Annotated in this window: 16 protein-coding genes; 14 read left to right on the top strand and 2 right to left on the bottom strand. The window is 42.9% G+C overall.

Annotated elements, in window-relative coordinates:
* Positions 1–7 precede the first annotated feature (7 nt).
* Positions 8–1,462 (bottom strand): ABC transporter permease, encoded by a 1,455-nt coding sequence (locus KJS58_RS19570; RefSeq protein ID WP_249717671.1) that lies wholly within the window; start codon positions 1,460–1,462, stop codon positions 8–10.
* A 144-nt stretch (positions 1,463–1,606) separates the two neighbouring features.
* On the opposite strand from KJS58_RS19570, the gene KJS58_RS19565 reads away from it, so the two are divergent.
* The 8 genes from KJS58_RS19565 (at position 1,607) to KJS58_RS19530 (ending at position 12,726) form a co-directional block, all read left to right on the top strand.
* Complete coding sequence (locus tag KJS58_RS19565; protein WP_213535097.1) at positions 1,607–3,343, top strand: ABC transporter ATP-binding protein; 1,737 nt, start codon at positions 1,607–1,609, stop codon at positions 3,341–3,343.
* Positions 3,344–3,502: 159 nt separating this feature from the next.
* Positions 3,503–6,319, top strand: coding sequence for a DUF5689 domain-containing protein (locus KJS58_RS19560; RefSeq protein ID WP_213535096.1), 2,817 nt, complete (start codon positions 3,503–3,505; stop codon positions 6,317–6,319).
* A gap of 305 nt (positions 6,320–6,624) precedes the next feature.
* Positions 6,625–7,401, top strand: a complete 777-nt coding sequence (locus tag KJS58_RS19555; protein WP_213535095.1) for an ABC transporter ATP-binding protein — start codon at positions 6,625–6,627, stop codon at positions 7,399–7,401.
* 35 nt (positions 7,402–7,436) lie between these two features.
* Positions 7,437–8,438: an aliphatic sulfonate ABC transporter substrate-binding protein gene (locus KJS58_RS19550; RefSeq protein WP_213535093.1), complete on the top strand. Its 1,002-nt coding sequence runs from the start codon at positions 7,437–7,439 to the stop codon at positions 8,436–8,438.
* A 31-nt stretch (positions 8,439–8,469) separates the two neighbouring features.
* Positions 8,470–9,324 carry an ABC transporter permease gene (locus tag KJS58_RS19545; RefSeq protein WP_213535092.1) on the top strand — a complete coding sequence of 285 codons (855 nt, stop codon included), beginning with the start codon at positions 8,470–8,472 and terminating at the stop codon, positions 9,322–9,324.
* Positions 9,291–10,136, top strand: coding sequence for an ABC transporter permease (locus KJS58_RS19540; RefSeq protein WP_213535146.1), 846 nt, complete (start codon positions 9,291–9,293; stop codon positions 10,134–10,136). The genes KJS58_RS19545 and KJS58_RS19540 overlap by 34 nt, the downstream gene beginning before the upstream one ends.
* Positions 10,137–10,175: 39 nt before the next feature.
* A complete protein-coding gene (locus KJS58_RS19535; protein ID WP_213535091.1) occupies positions 10,176–11,534 on the top strand; it encodes an LLM class flavin-dependent oxidoreductase in 1,359 nt (452 codons plus the stop codon).
* Between the two features lie 259 nt (positions 11,535–11,793).
* Entirely contained in the window at positions 11,794–12,726 is a 933-nt protein-coding gene (locus KJS58_RS19530; protein WP_213535089.1) for an EamA family transporter, read from the top strand.
* 123 nt (positions 12,727–12,849) lie between these two features.
* On the opposite strand, the gene KJS58_RS19525 is transcribed toward KJS58_RS19530, so the two are convergent.
* Complete coding sequence (locus KJS58_RS19525) at positions 12,850–13,842, bottom strand: iron-hydroxamate ABC transporter substrate-binding protein (protein ID WP_213535087.1); 993 nt, start codon at positions 13,840–13,842, stop codon at positions 12,850–12,852.
* A gap of 197 nt (positions 13,843–14,039) precedes the next feature.
* Between KJS58_RS19525 and KJS58_RS19520 the strand changes: the two genes are divergently transcribed.
* The 6 genes from KJS58_RS19520 to KJS58_RS19495 all read left to right on the top strand — a co-directional run bounded on the left by KJS58_RS19520 (position 14,040) and on the right by KJS58_RS19495 (position 20,400).
* Positions 14,040–14,483: an NUDIX hydrolase gene (locus tag KJS58_RS19520; RefSeq protein WP_249717658.1), complete on the top strand. Its 444-nt coding sequence runs from the start codon at positions 14,040–14,042 to the stop codon at positions 14,481–14,483.
* Between the two features lie 157 nt (positions 14,484–14,640).
* Entirely contained in the window at positions 14,641–15,402 is a 762-nt protein-coding gene (locus KJS58_RS19515; protein ID WP_213535085.1) for an AAA family ATPase, read from the top strand.
* Positions 15,403–15,603: 201 nt separating this feature from the next.
* The gene (locus tag KJS58_RS19510) at positions 15,604–16,389 is read left to right on the top strand and encodes a 2,3-dihydro-2,3-dihydroxybenzoate dehydrogenase (RefSeq protein WP_213535083.1); all 786 of its coding nucleotides are present in this window, start codon (positions 15,604–15,606) and stop codon (positions 16,387–16,389) included.
* Between the two features lie 38 nt (positions 16,390–16,427).
* Positions 16,428–17,747, top strand: coding sequence for an isochorismate synthase DhbC (gene dhbC / locus KJS58_RS19505; protein ID WP_213535081.1), 1,320 nt, complete (start codon positions 16,428–16,430; stop codon positions 17,745–17,747).
* Positions 17,747–19,390 carry a (2,3-dihydroxybenzoyl)adenylate synthase gene (locus KJS58_RS19500; RefSeq protein ID WP_213535080.1) on the top strand — a complete coding sequence of 548 codons (1,644 nt, stop codon included), beginning with the start codon at positions 17,747–17,749 and terminating at the stop codon, positions 19,388–19,390. Before dhbC ends, KJS58_RS19500 begins: the two co-directional genes overlap by 1 nt.
* A gap of 29 nt (positions 19,391–19,419) precedes the next feature.
* On the top strand, positions 19,420–20,400 hold the full coding sequence (locus KJS58_RS19495) for an isochorismatase family protein (RefSeq protein WP_213535078.1): 981 nt from the start codon (positions 19,420–19,422) through the stop codon (positions 20,398–20,400).
* The last annotated feature ends 11 nt before the right edge of the window (positions 20,401–20,411 follow it).

Raw genomic sequence — 20,411 nt, 5'->3', positions numbered from 1 at the left:
ACCTGCTTTAATATTGTTTCATCTTGGACCTGATTCGAGGATCGAAAAAAGCATACAAGATGTCGATGAAAACATTGACAATGGAGATGGTAATCGCCGTGTATACAACACCGCCCAGTATACCGGGAATATCGGGAATAAACTGTTTATCAACAATGTAACTACCAATCCCGCTAATGTTGAATACCTTCTCTGTGACCGCTGCTCCCCCAAGCATCCCGCCGAATTGAAGACCAATCACCGTAATAATCGGAATAATGGCATTGCCTACTGCATGTCTCCAAAGGACAACTCGGCGACTAAGACCTTTTGCTTTGGCTGTAATAATATAATCTTCATGAATGACTTCGAGGGTAGATGATCTCGTCATCCGTGCTACAGCAGCCGTAAGTCCTGTACCGAGTACAACGACCGGCATAATGATGGAAGCCGCATTTTCTGGACTATAGGTGGCGGGCAGCCAGCCCAGTTTAATGGAAAAGTTCAGAATAAAGATGAGCCCTTGCCAGAAGTTCGGAATGGATAGTCCGAGCAGTGCAATAAACATGAACGTATAATCAAAAAATGAATTTGGTTTTGTTGCCGAGATGATACCCACAGGTATCGCAATAAGTACAGAAAAGAAGAGCGAGATGAGCGTAAGTGTCAGCGTAATCGGAAACTTACGTGCAATGCTTGCGGCAACATCTTCATTCCCTGTATAGGAAGTTCCGAGATCAAACAAAGCAATCCCTTTCATGTTGCTCCACAGCTGGCTAAGATAGCCTTGATCCAGTCCATAAATATGGTTGAAGTTCGCTATCTGCTCTTTTGTTGCACCTTCTCCAAGAATGTTGGCAGCTGGATCAAAAGGTGACATGTAAAGGAGAGTGAAGACAATAACGACAACACCCATAATAACGAAGATCGTCATTACGAAACGTTCCATTACATATTTGGTATACGGATTACTGTAAAGCAGAATCACCATATACATTAGAATCCCGGGAAGAAAAGATAAGATAAGAAACAGCGGGTTATGTACTAGTGTTTGAAAAGTTTGATCGTAGGAAGGTTTCTCAAGTCCTCGTTCCTCAAGGCGGAGTCGTATAAGTTCTTCCTGTTTCTCTAGACGCGCATCGTTCGCCCACTTCTCTGCTGTTTCTTGAATCTGTTTAGCGGACCCTGATTGATCGAAAAAGGCATGTTTACGTGCTAATTGCAAAGTGTACCGCTCTACTAACTCATTATAGAAATTGGCTTCATTCAATTCCTGTTGCACTTGTGTGCTGATTTCAGTGGAGATAGATCGATTACGATAGAATAAATAGTAAAACAAAACAAACAAATGAACCGGAAATCCAACAACAAAGAGGAAGAACGAATAGGCAGGACGAACCCTTATCTTCTTGTAAGTTTCACTAATGATGTCTGATAGACGGAAAAGCTCTGTTGAAGGACTTGGTTGTTTTTTTCTCGCAATCTCCACGGTTTTGGCCTCCTTTCGGTTTAAATTGATTAATTCCGATCAATATAGTATATTTTATTTACCACTGTTTAAAAAGTCAATCTTTCCAAGTATAAATTTTACATAGCTTCAAGAAAACATCATTGGTAGGTGAACATTATGGATGCTAGTATTTTAAAAGTAAAAGACTTAAGAGTCTCTTTTTTGAATCAGGAAAGAGAGTTTGAAGCCGTTAAAGGGGTTAGTTTTGAACTAAAAAAAGGAGAGACACTTGGCATTGTTGGGGAGTCAGGGAGCGGTAAGAGTGTGACTGCTCGTTCCATTATGCGATTGCTTCCCACACCTCCTGCTCAGATGAAAGATGGCGAGATCCTATTTATGGGTCAAAATTTGGCTCATAAAACAGAAAAAGAGATGGAATCCATTCGGGGAAGAGATATAGGAATGATATTTCAGGATCCGATGACTTCACTTAACCCTACCTTAAAAGTAGGAAAACAAATTGCTGAAAGTTTAAAAAAACATCGCAAATTATCGAGAAAAGAAGCGAAGCAAGAAGCGATTGAAATGTTGAAGTTAGTCGGTATAAGGGATAGTGAGACTAGGTATAACCAGTATCCGCATGAATTTTCTGGGGGGATGAGACAGCGCGCGATGATTGCTATTGCGCTTGCGTGCCGTCCTACTTTGCTGATTGCTGATGAACCGACTACGGCTCTCGATGTAACGATTCAAGCTCAAATTCTGAATGTCATGAAACATATGCAAGAAAAATTTGGAACCTCTATTATACTCATCACCCACGATCTTGGAGTCGTAGCAGGGATGTGTGATCGCGTTGTGGTCATGAAGAATGGGGAAGTAGTAGAGACAGGTACGACGGAAGAAATTTTCGAGGAAGCGAAGCATCCTTATACTCAAAAACTTTTACATGCACTCCCTCGTCTAGATGAGAAGAAGAAACCGAAGCCCGCTTCCCTTATTCTTAATACAAGCAAGGAACCGCTGCTCGAAGTAACGGGACTCAAACAATATTTTAATATGGGCAGAGGACAGATCGTTAAGGCTGTAGATAATATTAGTTTTCATATTGCACCTGGGGAAACACTAGGCGTAGTAGGTGAATCCGGTTCTGGTAAGTCGACGACCGGAAGATCCATTTTACGGCTGCATGAACCTACGGCAGGAGAAGTATTATATCAAGGCATGCCGATCCATCGTTTAAATGGGAAAGAAATGAAGATGATGCGCAGACATATGCAGATGATATTCCAAGATCCCTATGCTTCACTCAACCCCAGATTCAAGATCATGGACATTATTGGTGAATCCATGGATGTTCATCATATGAGCGGAAGTAAAGAGGCTCGTAAAAAGCGAGTCGAAGAGCTGCTGGATCTTGTAGGTCTGGAGCCTTCTTTTGCAGAGCGTTATCCTCATGAATTCTCTGGCGGACAAAGACAGCGTATTGGTATTGCCCGTGCGTTAGCTGTGGAACCTAAATTTCTAGTATGTGATGAACCCTTATCTGCACTCGATGTATCCATTCAGTCTCAAGTCGTGGAACTGCTTGAAGATTTGCAGCATAAGCTGGGACTCACCTATTTATTTATCGCGCATGATCTGTCGATGGTTAAACATATCAGTGACCGGGTGGCTGTGATGTATGCAGGGAAAATTGTGGAACTTGCGGAAAGTGAAGAACTATATGCTAATCCGCAGCATGAATATACGAAATCTCTACTTGCAGCCATTCCGGTGCCTGACCCCAAAATTGAATCTAAAAAAACTCGCAAACTATTAGAAGAACAAACAAGTGCCGATAAATATAATCTATTACAGTCGGAACTTGTGGAAGTATCCAAAGGTCATTTTGTTGCAGTTCCTAAGGGATAAGAAGCTTATAACGAATTGTAGAAAAAACAGAAGGAATGAGCATGCAATAGCGCTCACTCTTTCTGTTTTTTTTATTTTACATAAAGTAGCAATATTTTTAATGTATAGTTGCTAGAATAATAGGGTATATACAAATATTAACATTATAGGAGGGAAAAGATGGGGACAATACGGAAGAAGATTCGAGGAAGTCGCTTTTTTAAATATGTGGTGGCAGCTGCATTAGCGCTATCTGTTCAGACAGGATGGTCAGCTGACATTACGCCTATTGTTCAAGCAGAGAGCGCACAAGATCCCGCACCTTATATTCATGCAAAAGTAGTTAATGAAAATGCGGGTAAGAAGGTATTGTTTGACAATACCCATGCACAGACGGCAGGAGCAGCGGATTGGGTCATTGATGGAGGATTCTCCGATTTCGGCAATGCGCTTGCTTCAGATGGTTATTATGTAAAAGAACTCCGTAAGTCGACTCCAATCACGCTATCAGATCTCTCCGATTATGATGTTTTTGTCGTTGCAGAGCCGAATATACCCTTTAAACAAAGCGAACAAATTGCAATGGAACAATATGTGGATCAAGGTGGAAGTATCTTTTTCATTGGTGATCACTATAATGCGGATCGGAACAAAAACCGCTGGGACGGTTCTGAGTCCATTAATGGATACCGCAGGGGGGCCTTTACAGACCCAACAAAAGGAATGAGTATAGAGGAGAAAAATTCAGCAGCGATGCAGGGCGTAGTCAGTTCGGACTGGCTTGCTGAGAACTTTGGTGTAAGATTCCGTTACAATGCGCTAGGTGATGTCACGGCGAACAATATCGTTGCTCCAAGTCAATCATTTGGGATAACCGAAGGGGTATCGACAGTAGCCATGCATGCAGGCTCGACACTAGCCATTATAGATCCAACAAAAGCCAAAGGAATTGTATATTTACCGAAGACAAATGCGGCTTGGGGCAATGCCGTTGACCAAGGTGTATATAACGGTGGCGGAATAGAAGAAGGACCTTATGTGGCTGTATCTAAAGCAGGGCTTGGTAAAGCAGCCTTCATTGGAGATTCTTCGCCAGTCGAGGATGCCACTCCTAAATACGTTCGTGAGGAAAATGGGAGTAAAAAAACGACATATGATGGTTTTAAAGAGCAAGATGATGCGACTCTCTTAGTTAATCTAGTAAACTGGCTTTCCGAAGATGAGGCTTATTCTGATTTTACGGAAGTAGACGGTCTTGCACTCGATCAGCCAACAGCCGTGTTGCCGTTTGAGGTTCCCGCTGCTTCTACAGAACCACAATCAGAACCGTGGTCTCAGCCTGCTGCCGGATATAAATGGTGGGATCCATCTACTTTTAAAGCGGGGTCTTACGGAAGTAACGTAGCAGCTCCTTCCAACCCGTTATATAGTTTTGTGCATCAAAGTCAGCTTCCTAACAGCGAAGTTTTCCAAATCCGTGTAGTGGTGAATAATCTTGCGCCAAACAGCACGGTATCTGGGTATAGTGCAGGTATCTATACGACAGGCGGAACACAAGTTGCGAAAGTTCAAAATGCAGACCTGTCCTGGCCAAGTGCTTATGGTTATAGTCAGACATTCAGCTTGACGGCGAATAGTAAAGGCATAGCGACAAAGGACATTACTGTACAGATCAAACCAGGTACAACCGGAGCAGCGAATTTGAGGCTCAGATTGAACGGTTCCAATCTGGTGACAACGCCGGTTACGATTGCGAATGTTCCTGTAGAGGCTCTTCCTGAAGACGGAGGTCAAACGCCTGAGCTTACTCTCTTAACGATTAGTGAAGCGAGAACGAAAAGCGAGGGTACTCAGGTTATGGTCGAAGGGGTAGTGACGACGCAGCCGGGTACCTTTGGAGGACAAGCCTTTTATTTACAGGATGATACCGCTGGTATATATGTGTATCAAACGCAAAGCGGATTTAATATTGGGGATAAGGTGAAGATAAAGGCGAAATTAACCTTATATAATACAGAGCTAGAACTAGATGAAATTGAATCCATTGAAAAAATAGGTGACGGTAATGTTCCTAGTGCGAAACCGGTGGTTACTTTAGGGGAAGACACACAAGGTCAGTTAGTACAACTGAATGGAGTTACGATTGAAAACATGGTTAGTGCATCTCCTGCAGGATCATTTGAATTTGATGCGGTAGGGGAGCAAACGAATCATGTGAGAATTGACGCTCGTACGGGGATCACGATGGACAACTTTCCGTATCAAGCGGGAGATAAAGTGAACTTGACAGGAGTATCAGCTATTTTTCGCGGAGTATATCAGTTAAAACCTAGAGGACTCAGCGATATTACACTTGCGGAAAGTACGGAACCTGAAACACCTGAAGTACCAGAAGAACCGGAAGAACCTGTTCTCGCTGAAGGAGTACCAGGACAAGCTATACTTTCGAGCAATAACGGACATGACAATGGACTAAATGATGGAAGTTATGAGATTACGATGAATTTGTGGTGGGGAAACAACGGGACAGAATACAAATTATACGAGAATGGCATCCTTATTGATACACAGAAAATCAGTGATCGTACGCCAGAAAGACAGTCTGCTGTAACATCGATTACTGGAAAATCAAACGGAACTTATACCTATACGAGCGAACTGACGAACAGCTACGGTACTAGGGCATCCACTTCCATTGTCGTTATAGTTACCGATGCAAATCCAGGAAAGGCCGTACTTTCTCATGATAACTGGGATCATGACGGTAACTATAAGGTAGAGATGAATCTATGGTGGGGCACAAATGCAACTTCTTACCGTTTATATGAGAATGGCGAGCTTATCGATACCCAATCATTAAGCGTGCAGACGCCGAATGCCCAGCGTGCAGTGTCTGCTATTACGAATCGTCCGGAAGGAACATATGAGTATTATGCAGAGCTTAGTAACGAGTCCGGAAATACGGTAACGGATAAAGTGATTGTTGTTGTAAAATAAAAGAAAGGTGCTGATGCCCTGATCGAGGTATCAGCACCTTTTATATGTAAAAAAAAGGATTGACAACCATTTTTACTGTTGATAAAATAAACGACAGATCAGACAGAATGAAGGATGTTTCATTTTGTGAAATGACAATAGAATAGCGAATCGACCAGACAACTGGAGATATCACGCTTTTTTTATTTTTTTGAGGTGCTTTTTTCGTCATGCACCTATAATGCGTTGTGTCTCTCTTTTTTTTACCCTTTTATCCTACTAAACAGGTAAGATTAATTTATATACTCGAGTTAGGGGGTTCTTCGATGACAACCAGTACACTGCGGATCGAGCAGCTGAATAAGGTCTTTCGTGCACCAGCAGGAGATGTAGTAGCGCTCCATCAGATTGATCTACAAGTTCGGAAAGGAGAATTCCTAACCATGATCGGCCCAAGCGGATGCGGTAAAAGTACACTGCTCAAAATCATTGCAGGACTCGACACTTCATATGAAGGAAAAGTCTTGCTGAATGAAGAGCCCATTAAGGGACCAAGTATTCAAAAAGGATTTATTTTTCAGGAGCCGCGCTTATTTCCGTGGCTGAATGTAGAGAAGAACATTGCCGGAAATTTATCACTGAAAAAACCGGATGTTCGCAAGAAGGTATCTGAACTAATTGAACTGGTTCGTTTGGAAGGTTTTGAACAATCTTACCCTAGGGAGCTATCCGGAGGCATGGCGCAACGTGTGGCGATTGCAAGAGCACTGCTTCGTGAGCCAGACGTGCTTTTGCTCGATGAACCTTTTGGAGCACTAGATGCATTTACAAGATCTCATATGCAGGAAGTACTTTTAGATATCTGGCAGAGAAATCGCACAACCATGATATTCGTTACTCATGATCTCGATGAAGCTGTTTTCCTGGGAGAAAGAGTTGTCATTATGAATCCGAGACCGGGTCAGATCCGGTCCATTCAGCCGATTGATTTACCTTTCCCTCGGAAAAGAACCGGGTCTTCATTTCAAGAGCTTAGAGCAAAAGTGCTGCGAGAATTTGAAAAAGGGGAAGAACCTGAACTCGATGCGGGAGCAGGGATATAAACCGGTAAAGTCACTATTGAACCTAGGGGAGAGGAATGAACATGAAAAAGAGAGTCTGGACTTTTACATTATTCTTGGTGGCTTTACTCGTGATTGCGGGCTGTGCAAAAGATACAAAACAGAGCAGCGGAGCAGGAGGAACACAAGATTCGGTCGTTCGGATCGGAGTTCAAGGCAGCGGAGGTTTATTTGGAAAGGCACGCGAAGAACAGTGGTTTGAGAAAGAATTTGCTAAGCATGGAGTTACCGTAGAATGGGCTGAATTTCAAAGCGGTCCCCCGATGACAGAGGCAATGGCCTCGAATCGACTTGATTTTGCGGGACTTGGGAATATGCCGATTATTGCAGCACAAGCAGCCGATATTTCTTTTAAAGTAATCTCTCAAAGCCTGGAAGGAAAAAACAACGTGGCTATTATTGTACCAGCAGATAGTCCGGCGCAGTCGATCAGTGACCTCAAAGGTAAGAAAGTGGCAGTTACCAAAGGAAGCAATGCATTTAACTTTCTATATAGAGGTCTGAATGCAGAAGGAATCGCCGCCTCTGATGTGGAGGTCATTCAGCTTCAGCCAGATGAGACTCAGCCCGCTTTTGAATCGGGAAGCGTTGACGCTTGGGCAACTTGGGATCCTTATATCACGCTGAACACACTGACGGGCAAAGCGAAAATTCTAACCGATGGTGAAAAGCTTGGAATTTTTTCTCCTTCTTTTAATATCGTACGCAAAGAATTTGCTGACAAAAATCCAGATCTCGTCACCCTTTACTTAAAAGTGCTGAATGATGCACTCGCTTGGGAGAACGAACATGAAGACGAGGCGATTCAAAGATATGCGGATGAACGGGGCATTCCTGTCGATGTGATTAAAGGTACTTTTGATCGAGCTAGACAGATTAATATTCCGGTCAGTGATGCGATTATAGAAGAACAGCAGAAAACAGCGGACTTCCAATATGAGCTAAAAACAATTCGTAAAAAAATTGAGGTAAAAAGCGTATTTGATAATCAGTATATCGAAAAAGCACTTCAGCCATAAAAGGCAGATGTGAAGAAATGGGGCGTTTTTCATGCTTCAAAATAGTGTTAGTAAATTAGCGAAGAAGCGGGAAGGCCCCCGCGAATGGTTTCAGAAGAAAGACCAAAGGTGGAAAATAAGGTGGATTAATATTGCTTTGGGTTGGTCTGTACCCTTACTTCTGATTGCAATATGGCAGATTGCGGGTTCACTAGGCTTACTTAATCCCGTGCTTCTCCCTACACCAAGTGTTATCTGGAATGAACTGGTTGCCATGATTCTTTCCGGTGAATTGGCTTCAAACCTCGGCATTTCAGCAGGGAGAGCCTTTCTTGGATTTATTCTTGGAGGAGGGCTAGGACTTGCAGCAGGAGTATGGGTCGGTTTTTCCTACCGGGCAGAGCGGCTTGTTGATCCTTCTCTGCAGATGCTGCGGACGTTGCCCCATTTAGCGATCGCCCCTTTGTTTATTTTATGGTTTGGTTTTGGGGAAACTTCCAAAATTTTATTGATCGCAAAGGGAGCCTTTTTCCCGCTTTACGTTAATACGTTTCTTGGAATCCGTTCGGTAGATAACAAACTCTTTGATGTTGCCCGAGTCCTGGAGTTCAGTAGATGGGAGCTGATCTGGAAGTTAATTGTGCCGGCGGCACTGCCTAATATTTTTCTCGGTATCCGTTTATCCATTGGGGTTGCATGGCTTGGACTCGTTGTGGCCGAACTCATGGGTTCGAGTTCCGGTATTGGATACATCATCATTGATGCTCGGTCATTTTCTTTAACATCGGTTGTGTTCGTCGGTATTATCGTATTTGCAGTCGTTGGGAAATTGTCTGATTCTTTAATCAGATGGCTGGAACATCGCATGCTTTCATGGCAAGACAGTTACAAGGGAGGTGGGCGCTAGTGAAAGCTGATTCCACTCCGAGTAAACAGATCCGCTCTAAGGACTGGCTCGAGTACATTCCCGCTCCACTTCATGCATGGGTGCTTCCCATCCTGCTTGTAGCGGTATGGCAGGCTGCGGGAAGTCTCCAACTCATTGCTCCCAATCTGCTTCCGACTCCGGTTGCTATTTGTAAACAGTTCTTCAGCCTAGTACAAAGCGGTACGCTGTGGGAACATTTTGCAATCAGTACATTTCGTGCGTTGTCAGGCTTCTTATTAGGAGGACTTACGGGGTTATTTCTTGGACTATTTACGGGACTCGGAAAAATGGCAGAACGAACATTAGACCCTACCGTTCAGATGCTGCGGACCATCCCGCTGTTATCACTCATTCCACTATTCATCCTGTGGTTTGGGATTGGGGAGTTTTCAAAAATATTAATGATTTCTTTAGGCGCTTTTTTCCCGGTGTATGTGAATACGTTTCTTGGGATTCGCAGTGTTGATGTAAAGCTGTATGATGTATCCCGAATTTTTCAATACTCTAAAATTCAATTGCTGACTAGATTAATCCTGCCGGCAGCACTTCCTAACATTCTGTTAGGTGTTCGATTAGCACTTGGCGTAGCGTGGCTGGTGCTGGTGGTTGCAGAGATGATGGGAACGAGCAGCGGGATCGGATATATGATTCAGGATGCAAGAGCGTACTCGCAAACAGATATCGTTTTTGTAGGCATTATCATTTTCGCCATTATCGGAAAACTCTCTGATTCCATCGTCCGTATGCTGGAGTCAAGACTTCTTCGCTGGAGAGAGACTTATAAAGGCTAAGTAACATTCCAAATAAATAGCAGAAGGGTTGTTTAACACATGGGACAAAGAAATGAACAGATGCATCTAGGCGCTTTTATTTATTATACAGGACATCATCATGCAGGCTGGAGACATCCAGATTCTGGTGTCGAACAACTGTTTGATATTGAAATGTACAAAAAAATAGCACAGACAGCCGAAAGAGGAAAGTTTGATATGATGTTTTTTGCTGATTTACTCTACGTACGGGAAGTGGAGTATGCCGCTTCAGGTATGCTCGATCCGATTACTTTACTGTCTGCGTTATCCATGGTTACAGAACGCATAGGTCTCACGGCAACCGTATCAACGACTTATAATGAACCTTATAATGTAGCACGTAAATTTGCTTCCCTTGATTATATCAGCGGAGGAAGAGCAGGGTGGAATATTGTAACCTCTCAATTAGATTTAGAAGCTCATAACTATGGCAGACCTGAACATCCAGAGCATGCACTTCGGTATGAGATGGCAAGTGAATTTACGGGTGCAGTTACTTCGCTGTGGGACACATGGGAAGATGAAGCGCTTGTGCTCGACCGTGAGAATGGAAAATTTGCTGATGGATCAAAAGTGAAAGAAGCTGATTTTAAAGGGAAATTCTATTCGACCAAAGGACCGCTCAATGTACCTCGTCCACCGCAAGGTTATCCAGTACTCATTCAGGCAGGTTCTTCAGAACCAGGACAAGAATTTGCTGCTCAGTATGGAGAAGTGATCTTTACAGCGCAGCAATCAATTAAGGCAGCAAGGCGTTTCTATGAGCAATTAAATGAGAAATTGGTGCAGAGCGGACGTAAAAAAGGTACGCTGAAAATTATGCCGGGCCTTTCACCTATTCTAGGAGCAACAGAAGAAGAAGCTCAAAGAAAATATCAGGAACTTCAAAACCTGATCCCTGCAGAAACAGCGATTATGGCGCTATCTGGTTTCCTTCAACATGATCTGAGCGGCTATCCAGCAGATGGTCCACTACCCACTGATATTCCTGATCCGGTAGCTGCTTCAAATGGAATGAAGAGCCGAGTGAAATTGTTCTTGGAAATGGCTTATGAAGACAATTTATCAATCCTTGATTTGGGAAGAAAGATACTGAGTACTCGCGGACACATGCAATTTGTAGGAACTCCTGAACAGCTAGCAGATCTGATGGAAGAATGGTTTGATTCCTATGCTTGCGATGGCTTTAATATTATGCCGCCAGTACTTCCAGGAGATCTAGAAGATTTCGTTAATCTGGCTATTCCGGTTCTGCAAAAACGAGGTTTATTTAGAGAAGAATATACAGGTTCTACGCTGAGAGACCATCTTGGTCTTGAACGCCCTGAACTTGGACATTTTAAGCCAAAGCAAGAGCTGAGTGCAGGTGTGAATTAAAAGAAGATCTTCATTCGTAGTTTACTTTTTGTGCAATTTCCCTTAAAATGAAATCAATTTCATAATACCTTTAGTTGCTTTAATCAGGAGTATATATAGATCAAAATGGTTCTGTTTGTCTATATATAGTTACAAATTTATCGTTTAATGAGTTATGAAATTGATTTATCAATTTTATATATTAAATTTAAGACCCCACTTTTAATGTTTTCGTGTTCCTAAAACATTAAAAGTGGGGTTTTTGCGTGGGGGGAAAGGTTTGTTTCAGTTATTGAAGAATTCAATGTATGTATTTTTAGGAGCGTGTTCATTTGGGATCTTGTCCACCGTCATTAAACTGGGATATGAGAAAGGATTCACGTTTCAACAATTGACACTTGGACAATTTGGGACCGGATGGATTTTACTGCTTATACTGATGCTTTTATTTGCTAGGCAGAAAGTGAGTTTCAAGCAGTTTATCCGTCTAGCTGGGGTTGGTGCCTGCACCTGTCTGACAGGGATCACTTATTATTTGTCACTGCAAAGCATACCCGCGTCGATTGCGGTCGTACTACTATTTCAATTTACATGGATTGGTGTCCTCATTGAGGCGATCGTAACTAGGAAACGGCCATCAACGGCTACCATGGTGTCTGTCATTCTATTATTTATAGGAACCATCTTGGCAGGAGGAATCATTGGCGTTGAATCACTTGAGTTAAATCTAAAGGGTACGTTATTTGGTTTAGCAGCTGCTGTGATGATGGCACTATTTGTCTTCTTTAGCGGTAGAATAGAGGTTCAAATGTCACCGATCACAAGAAGTTTTTACACTTCGACAGGGAGCTTACTTTTGCTTCTCACGATTCTGACACCCAAAGTAGTACTCGAAGTGTCGTTTGCTGATGGGTATTGGTTATTTGGGCTTATATTGGGAACCTTTGGGGTGGTGTTACCTGTATTGCTGTTTGCACTCGGAGCACCGAAAATTAGTACGGGGCTTGCCACCATTCTAGGAGCAGGAGAATTGCCCGTTGCTGTTATTGCCTCCGTCTGGGTATTGCAGGAGTATGTATCCATTGTTCAGTGGATTGGAATTATCATTATATTATTTGGAATTATTTATCCTCAAATTTTCGGAAGAAATCAGAATCAGAATCAGAATCAGAATCAGAATCAGAATCAGAAAGAACATACGGCAGTCCAATAGATAAGATGAGAAGCGACGTGGATTGAATACGGTATTGATCTGAAAATACATCATATGAAAAAGGACCCTTCATAGATGAGGGTCCTTTTCATATAAACAATTCATTTAAAAGATCGATCTACCTTACTTAACAAGGCTGTTAAGAATATCATCAATCATTTGGGAGTTTGCAACAGCGCCTGTGTACAGCCAGCTGGTATCTCTACCAAATTCATATACATTTCCGTTTTTCACAGCCGGAATATTCTTCCATAGATCATCTTTCAATGCTTCACTACCAGTGTCGGAGTCACTGTTGATCAGGAAGAGGTGGTCAGCATCGAGTTCTGCAAGTTTCTCTAGGGAAACCGGAAGCCAGTTACCTGTACCTGTAGTTGAAATCTCTTTTACTACTTCTGGAACAGCAAGTCCTAGGTCATCATACATTACTGTACCGCTGGATAGATCTTGGCTAACCATATAGAACTGTTTTTGTACAAGCCAGATTGCAGCAGCAGATTCACCCGGTACAGCTTCTGCGAGTTTCTCTTTAGCTTCAGCTGCTTTCGCATCATAATCATCGAGTACTTGCTGTGCTTCTTTATCTTTACCTAGAACCTCTCCGATTTTCAGAAGTTCTTCTCTCCAGTCATTGTTCTCTTCACTACCGATTACATAAGTGGGAGCAATCTTGGAGTACTGTTCGTATTTATCTCCAGCGGCCAGATCCGCAGAATCCATAATGATCAGGTCTGGTTCAAAGCTTGCCACTTCTTCAAATGGCAGATCATAAGAGATGGTTGGAACCTCTTCAAGTTCCGTTTGGAGATATTCTTGGATTCCGTTTGCAACGGACCATTGTGCAACTGGTTTTACACCGAGCGCAACGAGATGATCTTCAAGGTAAGAAGCAATAATTCGCTGCGGGTTAGCAGGAATAACGACTTCATTTCCCACTCCATCCGTTACGGTACGTTCTTGAGATGTATTTTGTGCATCGGTTGCAGGAGTTTCTGCATTTGTATTCGTATTCGATGTAGTATTATTAGTAGTATCTTCGTTCGTTCCGCAAGCTGATAAAAATGCGGATACGACGAGCAAGCTCGACAGTAAAGTCATTAGTTTTTTCTTTCTCATGATTGTAGTTCCCCCTAGTTGTCTATCTATTTACATATGAATGATAACAATTCTCATTATCAAAATCAATTCTTTTTTTGCAGTATTTTTGTATATAAGGTGACGATTAATAGAGCTGTGATAAATTATAGGATTACGTGTTCGCTCATTTATTATACAGATCCATTTTGAGATAGACATAGAAAGGAAGAAAAAGAATGATGCCTCATTTTGTATTGGTAGCAAGTGTGTCGATTGTAAGTCAGGGTTCATTGCTAATGATCGAAGAGAAAAAGCCAGGTGAAGTAGGAAAATGGAACTTTCCATCGGGAAGAGCAGAACAAGGTGAATCTATACTCGGTGCTGCACTGCGTGAAGTAAAAGAGGAAACAGGTATCGATGTAAAACTTACTTCCACAACAGGTGTTTATAACTTTATAAGTCCAACGAATGACCAAGTGATCGTGTTTCATTTTATGGGAGAGATCATTGGTGGCTCGCTAAAACTTGAAGAAGAGTGTATTACAGATTATAAGTGGATTGAACCAAGTCATCTTTTAGAGATGGATCTTAGTCGGTTACGAAATGGGCAGATTTTGAAACAAATTACACAAAATATAATCAAGGAGCACTTTTATCCGCTTTCGATCGTACATGAATAAGTAAATAAGTGGTGATCTATGTTCGAGAAATGAGTGATAGAATCTAAACGAAAGGATCTAAACGAAAGGATCTAAACGATAGAATCTATTCCATACAGCATCGTCTACTTGCGATAACCAAACTACTTGCTTGCCCTAAAGGAGGATAAATAGGAATATGAATGATTTATTGAATACATATTTTTTAAGAGAACTCCAGCTATCGCCTGCAAGTCACCACGATCGTTTAACTTACCCGTTTAACATCGCAGCGATTCGTAACCTGAAAACATTGACATTCCACCCTAAAGTGACTTATATCGTAGGGGAAAATGGGATGGGAAAATCGACTTTACTTGAAGCCATCGCCATTGCATCTGGATTTAATCCCGAAGGCGGAACCCGTAATTTTCAGTTTGCTACAAGAGAAACACATTCTAATCTGCATGAACGAATCAGACTCATTAGAGGAGGGGCTAAACCAAGAGATGGTTTTTTCTTTCGAGCTGAAAGCTACTATAATGTGGCTTCTTACATAGATACTTTAGACGAAGAGGGGAGCTTTGGTCCTCCTCTCAAAAATTCGTATGGCGGAAAATCATTACATGAGCAGTCGCATGGGGAATCGTTTTTTTCTGCTTTTCTGAATCGATTTGGTGGACATGGTCTTTATATTTTGGACGAGCCAGAAGCAGCATTGTCACCAATCCGGCAAATGTCCATGCTTGCCCGTATTCATGAGCTTGTAAAAAGCAGAAGTCAGCTCATTATCTCCACCCATTCTCCTATTCTAATGGCTTATCCAGACAGTATCATCTATCAACTAACCGAGCAGGGTACCTACAAGGTTAGGCTAGAAGAGACAGATCATTATGTCGTGATGAAACAGTTTATGAATCACAAAGAAAGTATGCTGAGTGAGTTGTTTGACGAAGAGTAACGAAGAGTTTCTTTACATCCAAGAAGGATCACTCTGCTGCTTAGAATAATCAAGACATTCCTTTCATTTACAAAGGGGGATGTCTTTTTTTATTGGTAAATACCGGATAACATCCATGGTAAATGAGTATTTCGTTCTCTATAATGAGAAACGTTATCAATCAAATGATAATCATTATCAATATTTAGAGGTGAAATAAATATGGAAACTTCCGATTGGGGAGGACGGGTGGCAATTGTTACAGGTGCTGCCCAAGGCATCGGGAAAGCAGTGGCGAAAGAACTCGCTAAACAACAAATAAAGGTGGCTATGGTTGATCAAAATGCAAGGTTGCTGTACACCGTAACGAAGGAACTACGAGAGGAAGGATTACTCGTTACGGCATTTCCGGCAGATGTAAGCAAAAGTAGTTCTGTAGATCATGTACTTAGCCAGATCCAAGGGGAACTATCAGATCCTGATATTTTGGTGAACGTGGCAGGGGTACTTGAAACCGGACCGGTTGCTTTTTTCAGCGACGAAGACTGGAACCGCATTTTTGATGTAAATACACATGGCGTTTTTTATATGAGCAGGGCGGCAGCCCGTATTATGATTCCCCGTAAAGCAGGAGTCATTATTACTGTCGGTTCTAATGCAGCGGCGATGCCCCGGATGAATATGTCCGCGTATGCCGCATCCAAGGCAGCTGCAGTCCATTTTACTAAATGTTTGGGTCTAGAGCTTGCCCAGCACGGCATTCGTTGTAATGTGGTTTCACCAGGATCTACGGATACTGCGATGCAGCGCCACATGTGGACAGAAGACCTTACGGTAGATTCAATCCTATCCGGGTCGCTAGAAAGTTATCGTCTTGGAATTCCTCTTGGCAGGCTTGGTGAGGCAGAGGACGTGGCAGAAGCTGTCTCGTTCCTCGTATCGGATCGGGCAAAACAAATTACAATGTGTGATCTGCGGGTAGATGGCGGAGCAACACTCGGTGTATAAGCGAAGTTCAGTTCGTAGAAGAGATAAGGAGGAAGATTATGAGTATAGATATAGATAGTACAAACGTGCGCCAATTGCAAAACCAAGCAGCGAAATTACTGCAGAGATATCATCCGTCTACGTCTTTCTTTTATGCAACTCCAAAATATACCATGCTTGCACAAGGCCCCTTAACTCGACTAGAGACCCTAGAGGGAGTAACTGAGAGAGAGGAGATTCTCTCTCTAATACGTAAGGAGTGGGCGAAACCGATGAGTGACTATGGGAGTACGTCAGAAGAAAGAAATCATCGGAAGAGACGAATTGTTGGAGCGATTCCTTTTGATATGAATGTTCAGACTCAGCTCTATGTATGTGAAAATGTTCATATTTCATCCTCTCTCCGTAAGGAAGAGATTCCATACGAGACGAACAGGGGACTGGATCCAGCTGAAATTGTAATGAGATCTGAACCAAATGAAGAGCAATACAAAGCGGATGTAAGCGAGGCGGTTCGTCTCATTAATAGAGGCCATTTAGATAAGGTAGTGCTGGCTAGAAAACTTCATATCAAATCGAGCAAAACAGTACAAGCTGAACCGATATTGTCGGCCCTTCTCCGTCTCAATCCAGAGGGATATACGTTCAGTGTTCCTCTTACGAAGATGAAGAAAGCAGGCAATAACAGCATGTCTGCATCTATAGATTTACAAACACAGTCCACTGTAACACTACTAGGAGCTAGTCCTGAACTGCTTATTCGGCGCACGGGAATGGAAGTTACTGCCAATCCGCTTGCTGGCTCAATCCCGAGGAGTGAAGACCCGGTAGAAGATCAGAAACGTGCGCAAAATCTCCTCATTTCATCTAAAGATCTTCATGAACATGAGTTGGTAGTTAAAGCAATTGCTACGGCTCTTCGGCCATTATGTAGAGAACTGCACGTTCCGCAGAAACCTTCGCTTATTGCTACGGAAACGATGTGGCATTTATCTACAGAAATGACGGGGGTGTTGGAAGATTCATCTACTACATCTTTGGAACTAGCTATGGCGATGCATCCGACACCTGCCGTATGTGGAACGCCAACAAAGGAGGCAAAAAAGACTATTGATCGTATAGAAGCGTTTGATAGAGATTACTATACCGGAATGATTGGATGGTGTGATGAGGAAGGCGATGGAGAGTGGGTTGTTACGATCCGCTGTGCAGAAATTGAAGAGAATGAACTGTGTTTATATGCAGGTGCGGGTATAGTGGCAGGTTCCAAGCCGGAAGATGAACTTGCGGAGACAGCAGCGAAGCTGGCCACATTTTTACAAGCGATTGGATTAAAAGAAGATAAAAGAGTGATGACTTTGAGCAGGGGGGATCAATGATGATGGAAGGCTGCACACCGTGGCCAGAGGAAGAAGCAAGAAGGTACCGAAATCTCGGTTACTGGCAGGGTATGACTTTTAGTGAATTACTTGCGGAGAGAACAAAAGTGCATCCGTTACAGACAGCAATCATCAGCGGTGAAAAAAGGTGGACCTATCAGGATCTTAAACAAGAGGCAGATCAATTGGCGGCTGGTCTGATTCAGCTAGGAATTCACAAGGAAGACCGGGTTGTGGTGCAGCTCCCGAACATTGGCGAGTTGTTGGTTGTTATCTTTGCCTTGTTTCGCATAGGTGCCTTGCCTGTATTCGCGCTTCCTTCCCATCGGAAAAGTGAGATCTTCTATATCAGTGAGTACTCGGAAGCGAAAGCTTACATCATTCAGGACATATATGGAGGTTACGACTATCGTAAAATGGCTGCTGAACTGCAGCATGCAGTTTCTTCTGTGCAGCATGTTCTTGTGGTAGGCGATCACGAGAATTTCCAATCTCTTCGGAGTTTATACAGCGACCCCGCTTCGGTTACGTTCCCGGTAACACGGGCGGAAGAGGCTGCGTTTCTCCAGCTCAGCGGAGGAAGTACAGGATTACCGAAACTGATCCCGAGAACGCATGATGATTACATCTATAGCCTGCATGGAAGTGCTGAAATATGCGGTTTAAGTGAAAAGAGTGTCTACATGGCTGTTCTGCCTGCTGCTCATAATTTTCCGCTTAGTTCGCCTGGGGTGCTCGGTACGATTTATGCAGGTGGAACGGTCGTCATGGCTGAAGGAGGAAGTCCGGAGAGGGCATTCGCTCTCATTGAGAAGGAAAAGGTAACCATTACGGCACTGGTTCCGCCGCTGGCGATGGTGTGGATCGAAGCGGCAAAGTCCCGCAAAGAGAACCTATCATCTCTTCAGGTGCTTCAGGTAGGCGGTGCCTCATTTTCGAAAGAAACAGCATCCAAATTGAACCAATCTTTTGATTGTGTTCTACAGCAGGTGTTTGGCATGGCAGAAGGCCTAGTGAACTATACAAGGTTAGATGATCCTGAGGAGGTTATTGTTCGTACTCAAGGAAGGCCCATATCTCCTGCTGATGAAATTCAAATAGTGGATGATGAAGATATAGTTGTAAACAGGGGGGAGACCGGACATCTACTGACGAGGGGACCTTATACCATTCGTGGATATTACAAGGCCGAAGAACATAATCGGAGGTCGTTTACACCTGACGGATTTTATCGAACGGGGGACCTCGCTAGGATGACAGCAGACGGAAATTTGATCGTTATGGGACGAGCCAAAGACCAGATTAACCGCGGGGGAGAAAAGATAGCCGCAGAAGAAGTCGAGAATCACTTACTTGCTCATGAAGATCTTTATGATGTTGCGGTGGTATCCATGCCGGATGATTTCCTCGGTGAGAGAGTATGTGCATTTATCATCTTAAGAGAAGAGCGGCAAGAGCGACCAAGTATACGAGAACTTCGCAGGTTTTTAGAAGAGAGAGGGCTAGCGGCTTATAAGATCCCGGATCGATTCGAATATGTATCCTCTTTTGAGGTGACAGCTGTTGGGAAGGTAAGTAAAAAGGGACTTCGTGCACAAATTGCTGACAAGCTCAATCTAGAAAAAAAGTTGCAAACCAAATAGATGATTTACCCAGAAAGGATGTTTTAAAAATGACAATCCCAACAATCGGTTCCTACTCTATGCCTTTACGGGCAGATTTACCTGATAATAAAGTAAACTGGCAAGCAGATCCATCCAGAATGGTATTGCTAATTCATGATATGCAGCAATATTTCATTGACGCCTATCAAGGACTTTCTCCTGTGAGTGAGTTGATTGAACATATTGATAAGCTTCGAGAAGCTGCTCATAAGCACTCCATTCCTGTTATTTATACGGCACAGCCGGGCGGACAGAACCGAGAAGAAAGAGGATTGCTTCTTGATTTCTGGGGAGATGGCATTGGGCATGATCCGGAGAAACAGCGTATTATCCCTTCGCTTGCTCCAGCAGAAGAGGACCTTTTACTCACCAAATGGAGATACAGTGCTTTTCAGAAAACGGATTTACTGTCCATCATTCGGAGTACAGGCAGAGATCAAATGATGGTATGCGGCGTATACGCTCATATTGGTTGTATGTTGACGGCAGCCGAAGCTTTTATGCAGGAAATCCAGCCTTTTTTTGTGGCAGACGCACTGGCTGATTTCTCTAAAGATCATCATTTACAAGCATTAAAATATGCGTCTGAGCGGTGTGCTTATACGTTAACAACGGAAGAAATTATAACACAGCTGAATTCCGCATCTACCGTGACGACTGAAATAGATAATAAAAAGCTGGACCCAATCGTGACACCAGAATCTCTTCGAACTGTTGTAGCAAACCTGCTTTTTATCCCGGAAGTAGAGATATCGGTAGAGGAAGACGTAACTATGTTAGGACTTGATTCCATAAGAATCATGACTTTAATAGAGAAATGGCGTGGACAAGGAATGGATATTCAGCTCATAGATTTGCTAGAGAAACCTACATTGCTAGATTGGTCTGATCTCTTAAATGCAAGCAAGAACCTGTATAAACATAGCTCCGAAGTGATGATACAGTCTACTGCTGTGAATCCACCTAATCTGGATTATTTGCTGAAGTAAGGAGGCAACGT

The organism is Paenibacillus sp. J45TS6, from assembly GCF_018403285.1.
Classification (GTDB): Bacteria; Bacillota; Bacilli; order Paenibacillales; family Paenibacillaceae; genus Paenibacillus.
This window is presented reverse-complemented; position numbering and strand designations above follow the sequence as displayed.

Bases quoted from the DNA above. Each gene is read 5' to 3' on its own strand.
- KJS58_RS19565 (WP_213535097.1), top strand. From the start codon at position 1,607: ATGGATGCTAGTATTTTAAAAGTAAAAGACTTAAGAGTCTCTTTTTTG.
- KJS58_RS19560 (WP_213535096.1), top strand. From the start codon at position 3,503: ATGGGGACAATACGGAAGAAGATTCGAGGAAGTCGCTTTTTTAAATAT.
- KJS58_RS19555 (WP_213535095.1), top strand. From the start codon at position 6,625: ATGACAACCAGTACACTGCGGATCGAGCAGCTGAATAAGGTCTTTCGT.
- KJS58_RS19550 (WP_213535093.1), top strand. From the start codon at position 7,437: ATGAACATGAAAAAGAGAGTCTGGACTTTTACATTATTCTTGGTGGCT.
- KJS58_RS19545 (WP_213535092.1), top strand. From the start codon at position 8,470: ATGCTTCAAAATAGTGTTAGTAAATTAGCGAAGAAGCGGGAAGGCCCC.
- KJS58_RS19540 (WP_213535146.1), top strand. From the start codon at position 9,291: ATGGCAAGACAGTTACAAGGGAGGTGGGCGCTAGTGAAAGCTGATTCC.
- KJS58_RS19535 (WP_213535091.1), top strand. From the start codon at position 10,176: ATGGGACAAAGAAATGAACAGATGCATCTAGGCGCTTTTATTTATTAT.
- KJS58_RS19525 (WP_213535087.1), bottom strand. From the start codon at position 13,842: ATGAGAAAGAAAAAACTAATGACTTTACTGTCGAGCTTGCTCGTCGTA.
- KJS58_RS19520 (WP_249717658.1), top strand. From the start codon at position 14,040: ATGATGCCTCATTTTGTATTGGTAGCAAGTGTGTCGATTGTAAGTCAG.
- KJS58_RS19515 (WP_213535085.1), top strand. From the start codon at position 14,641: ATGAATGATTTATTGAATACATATTTTTTAAGAGAACTCCAGCTATCG.
- KJS58_RS19510 (WP_213535083.1), top strand. From the start codon at position 15,604: ATGGAAACTTCCGATTGGGGAGGACGGGTGGCAATTGTTACAGGTGCT.
- dhbC (WP_213535081.1), top strand. From the start codon at position 16,428: ATGAGTATAGATATAGATAGTACAAACGTGCGCCAATTGCAAAACCAA.
- KJS58_RS19500 (WP_213535080.1), top strand. From the start codon at position 17,747: ATGATGGAAGGCTGCACACCGTGGCCAGAGGAAGAAGCAAGAAGGTAC.
- KJS58_RS19495 (WP_213535078.1), top strand. From the start codon at position 19,420: ATGACAATCCCAACAATCGGTTCCTACTCTATGCCTTTACGGGCAGAT.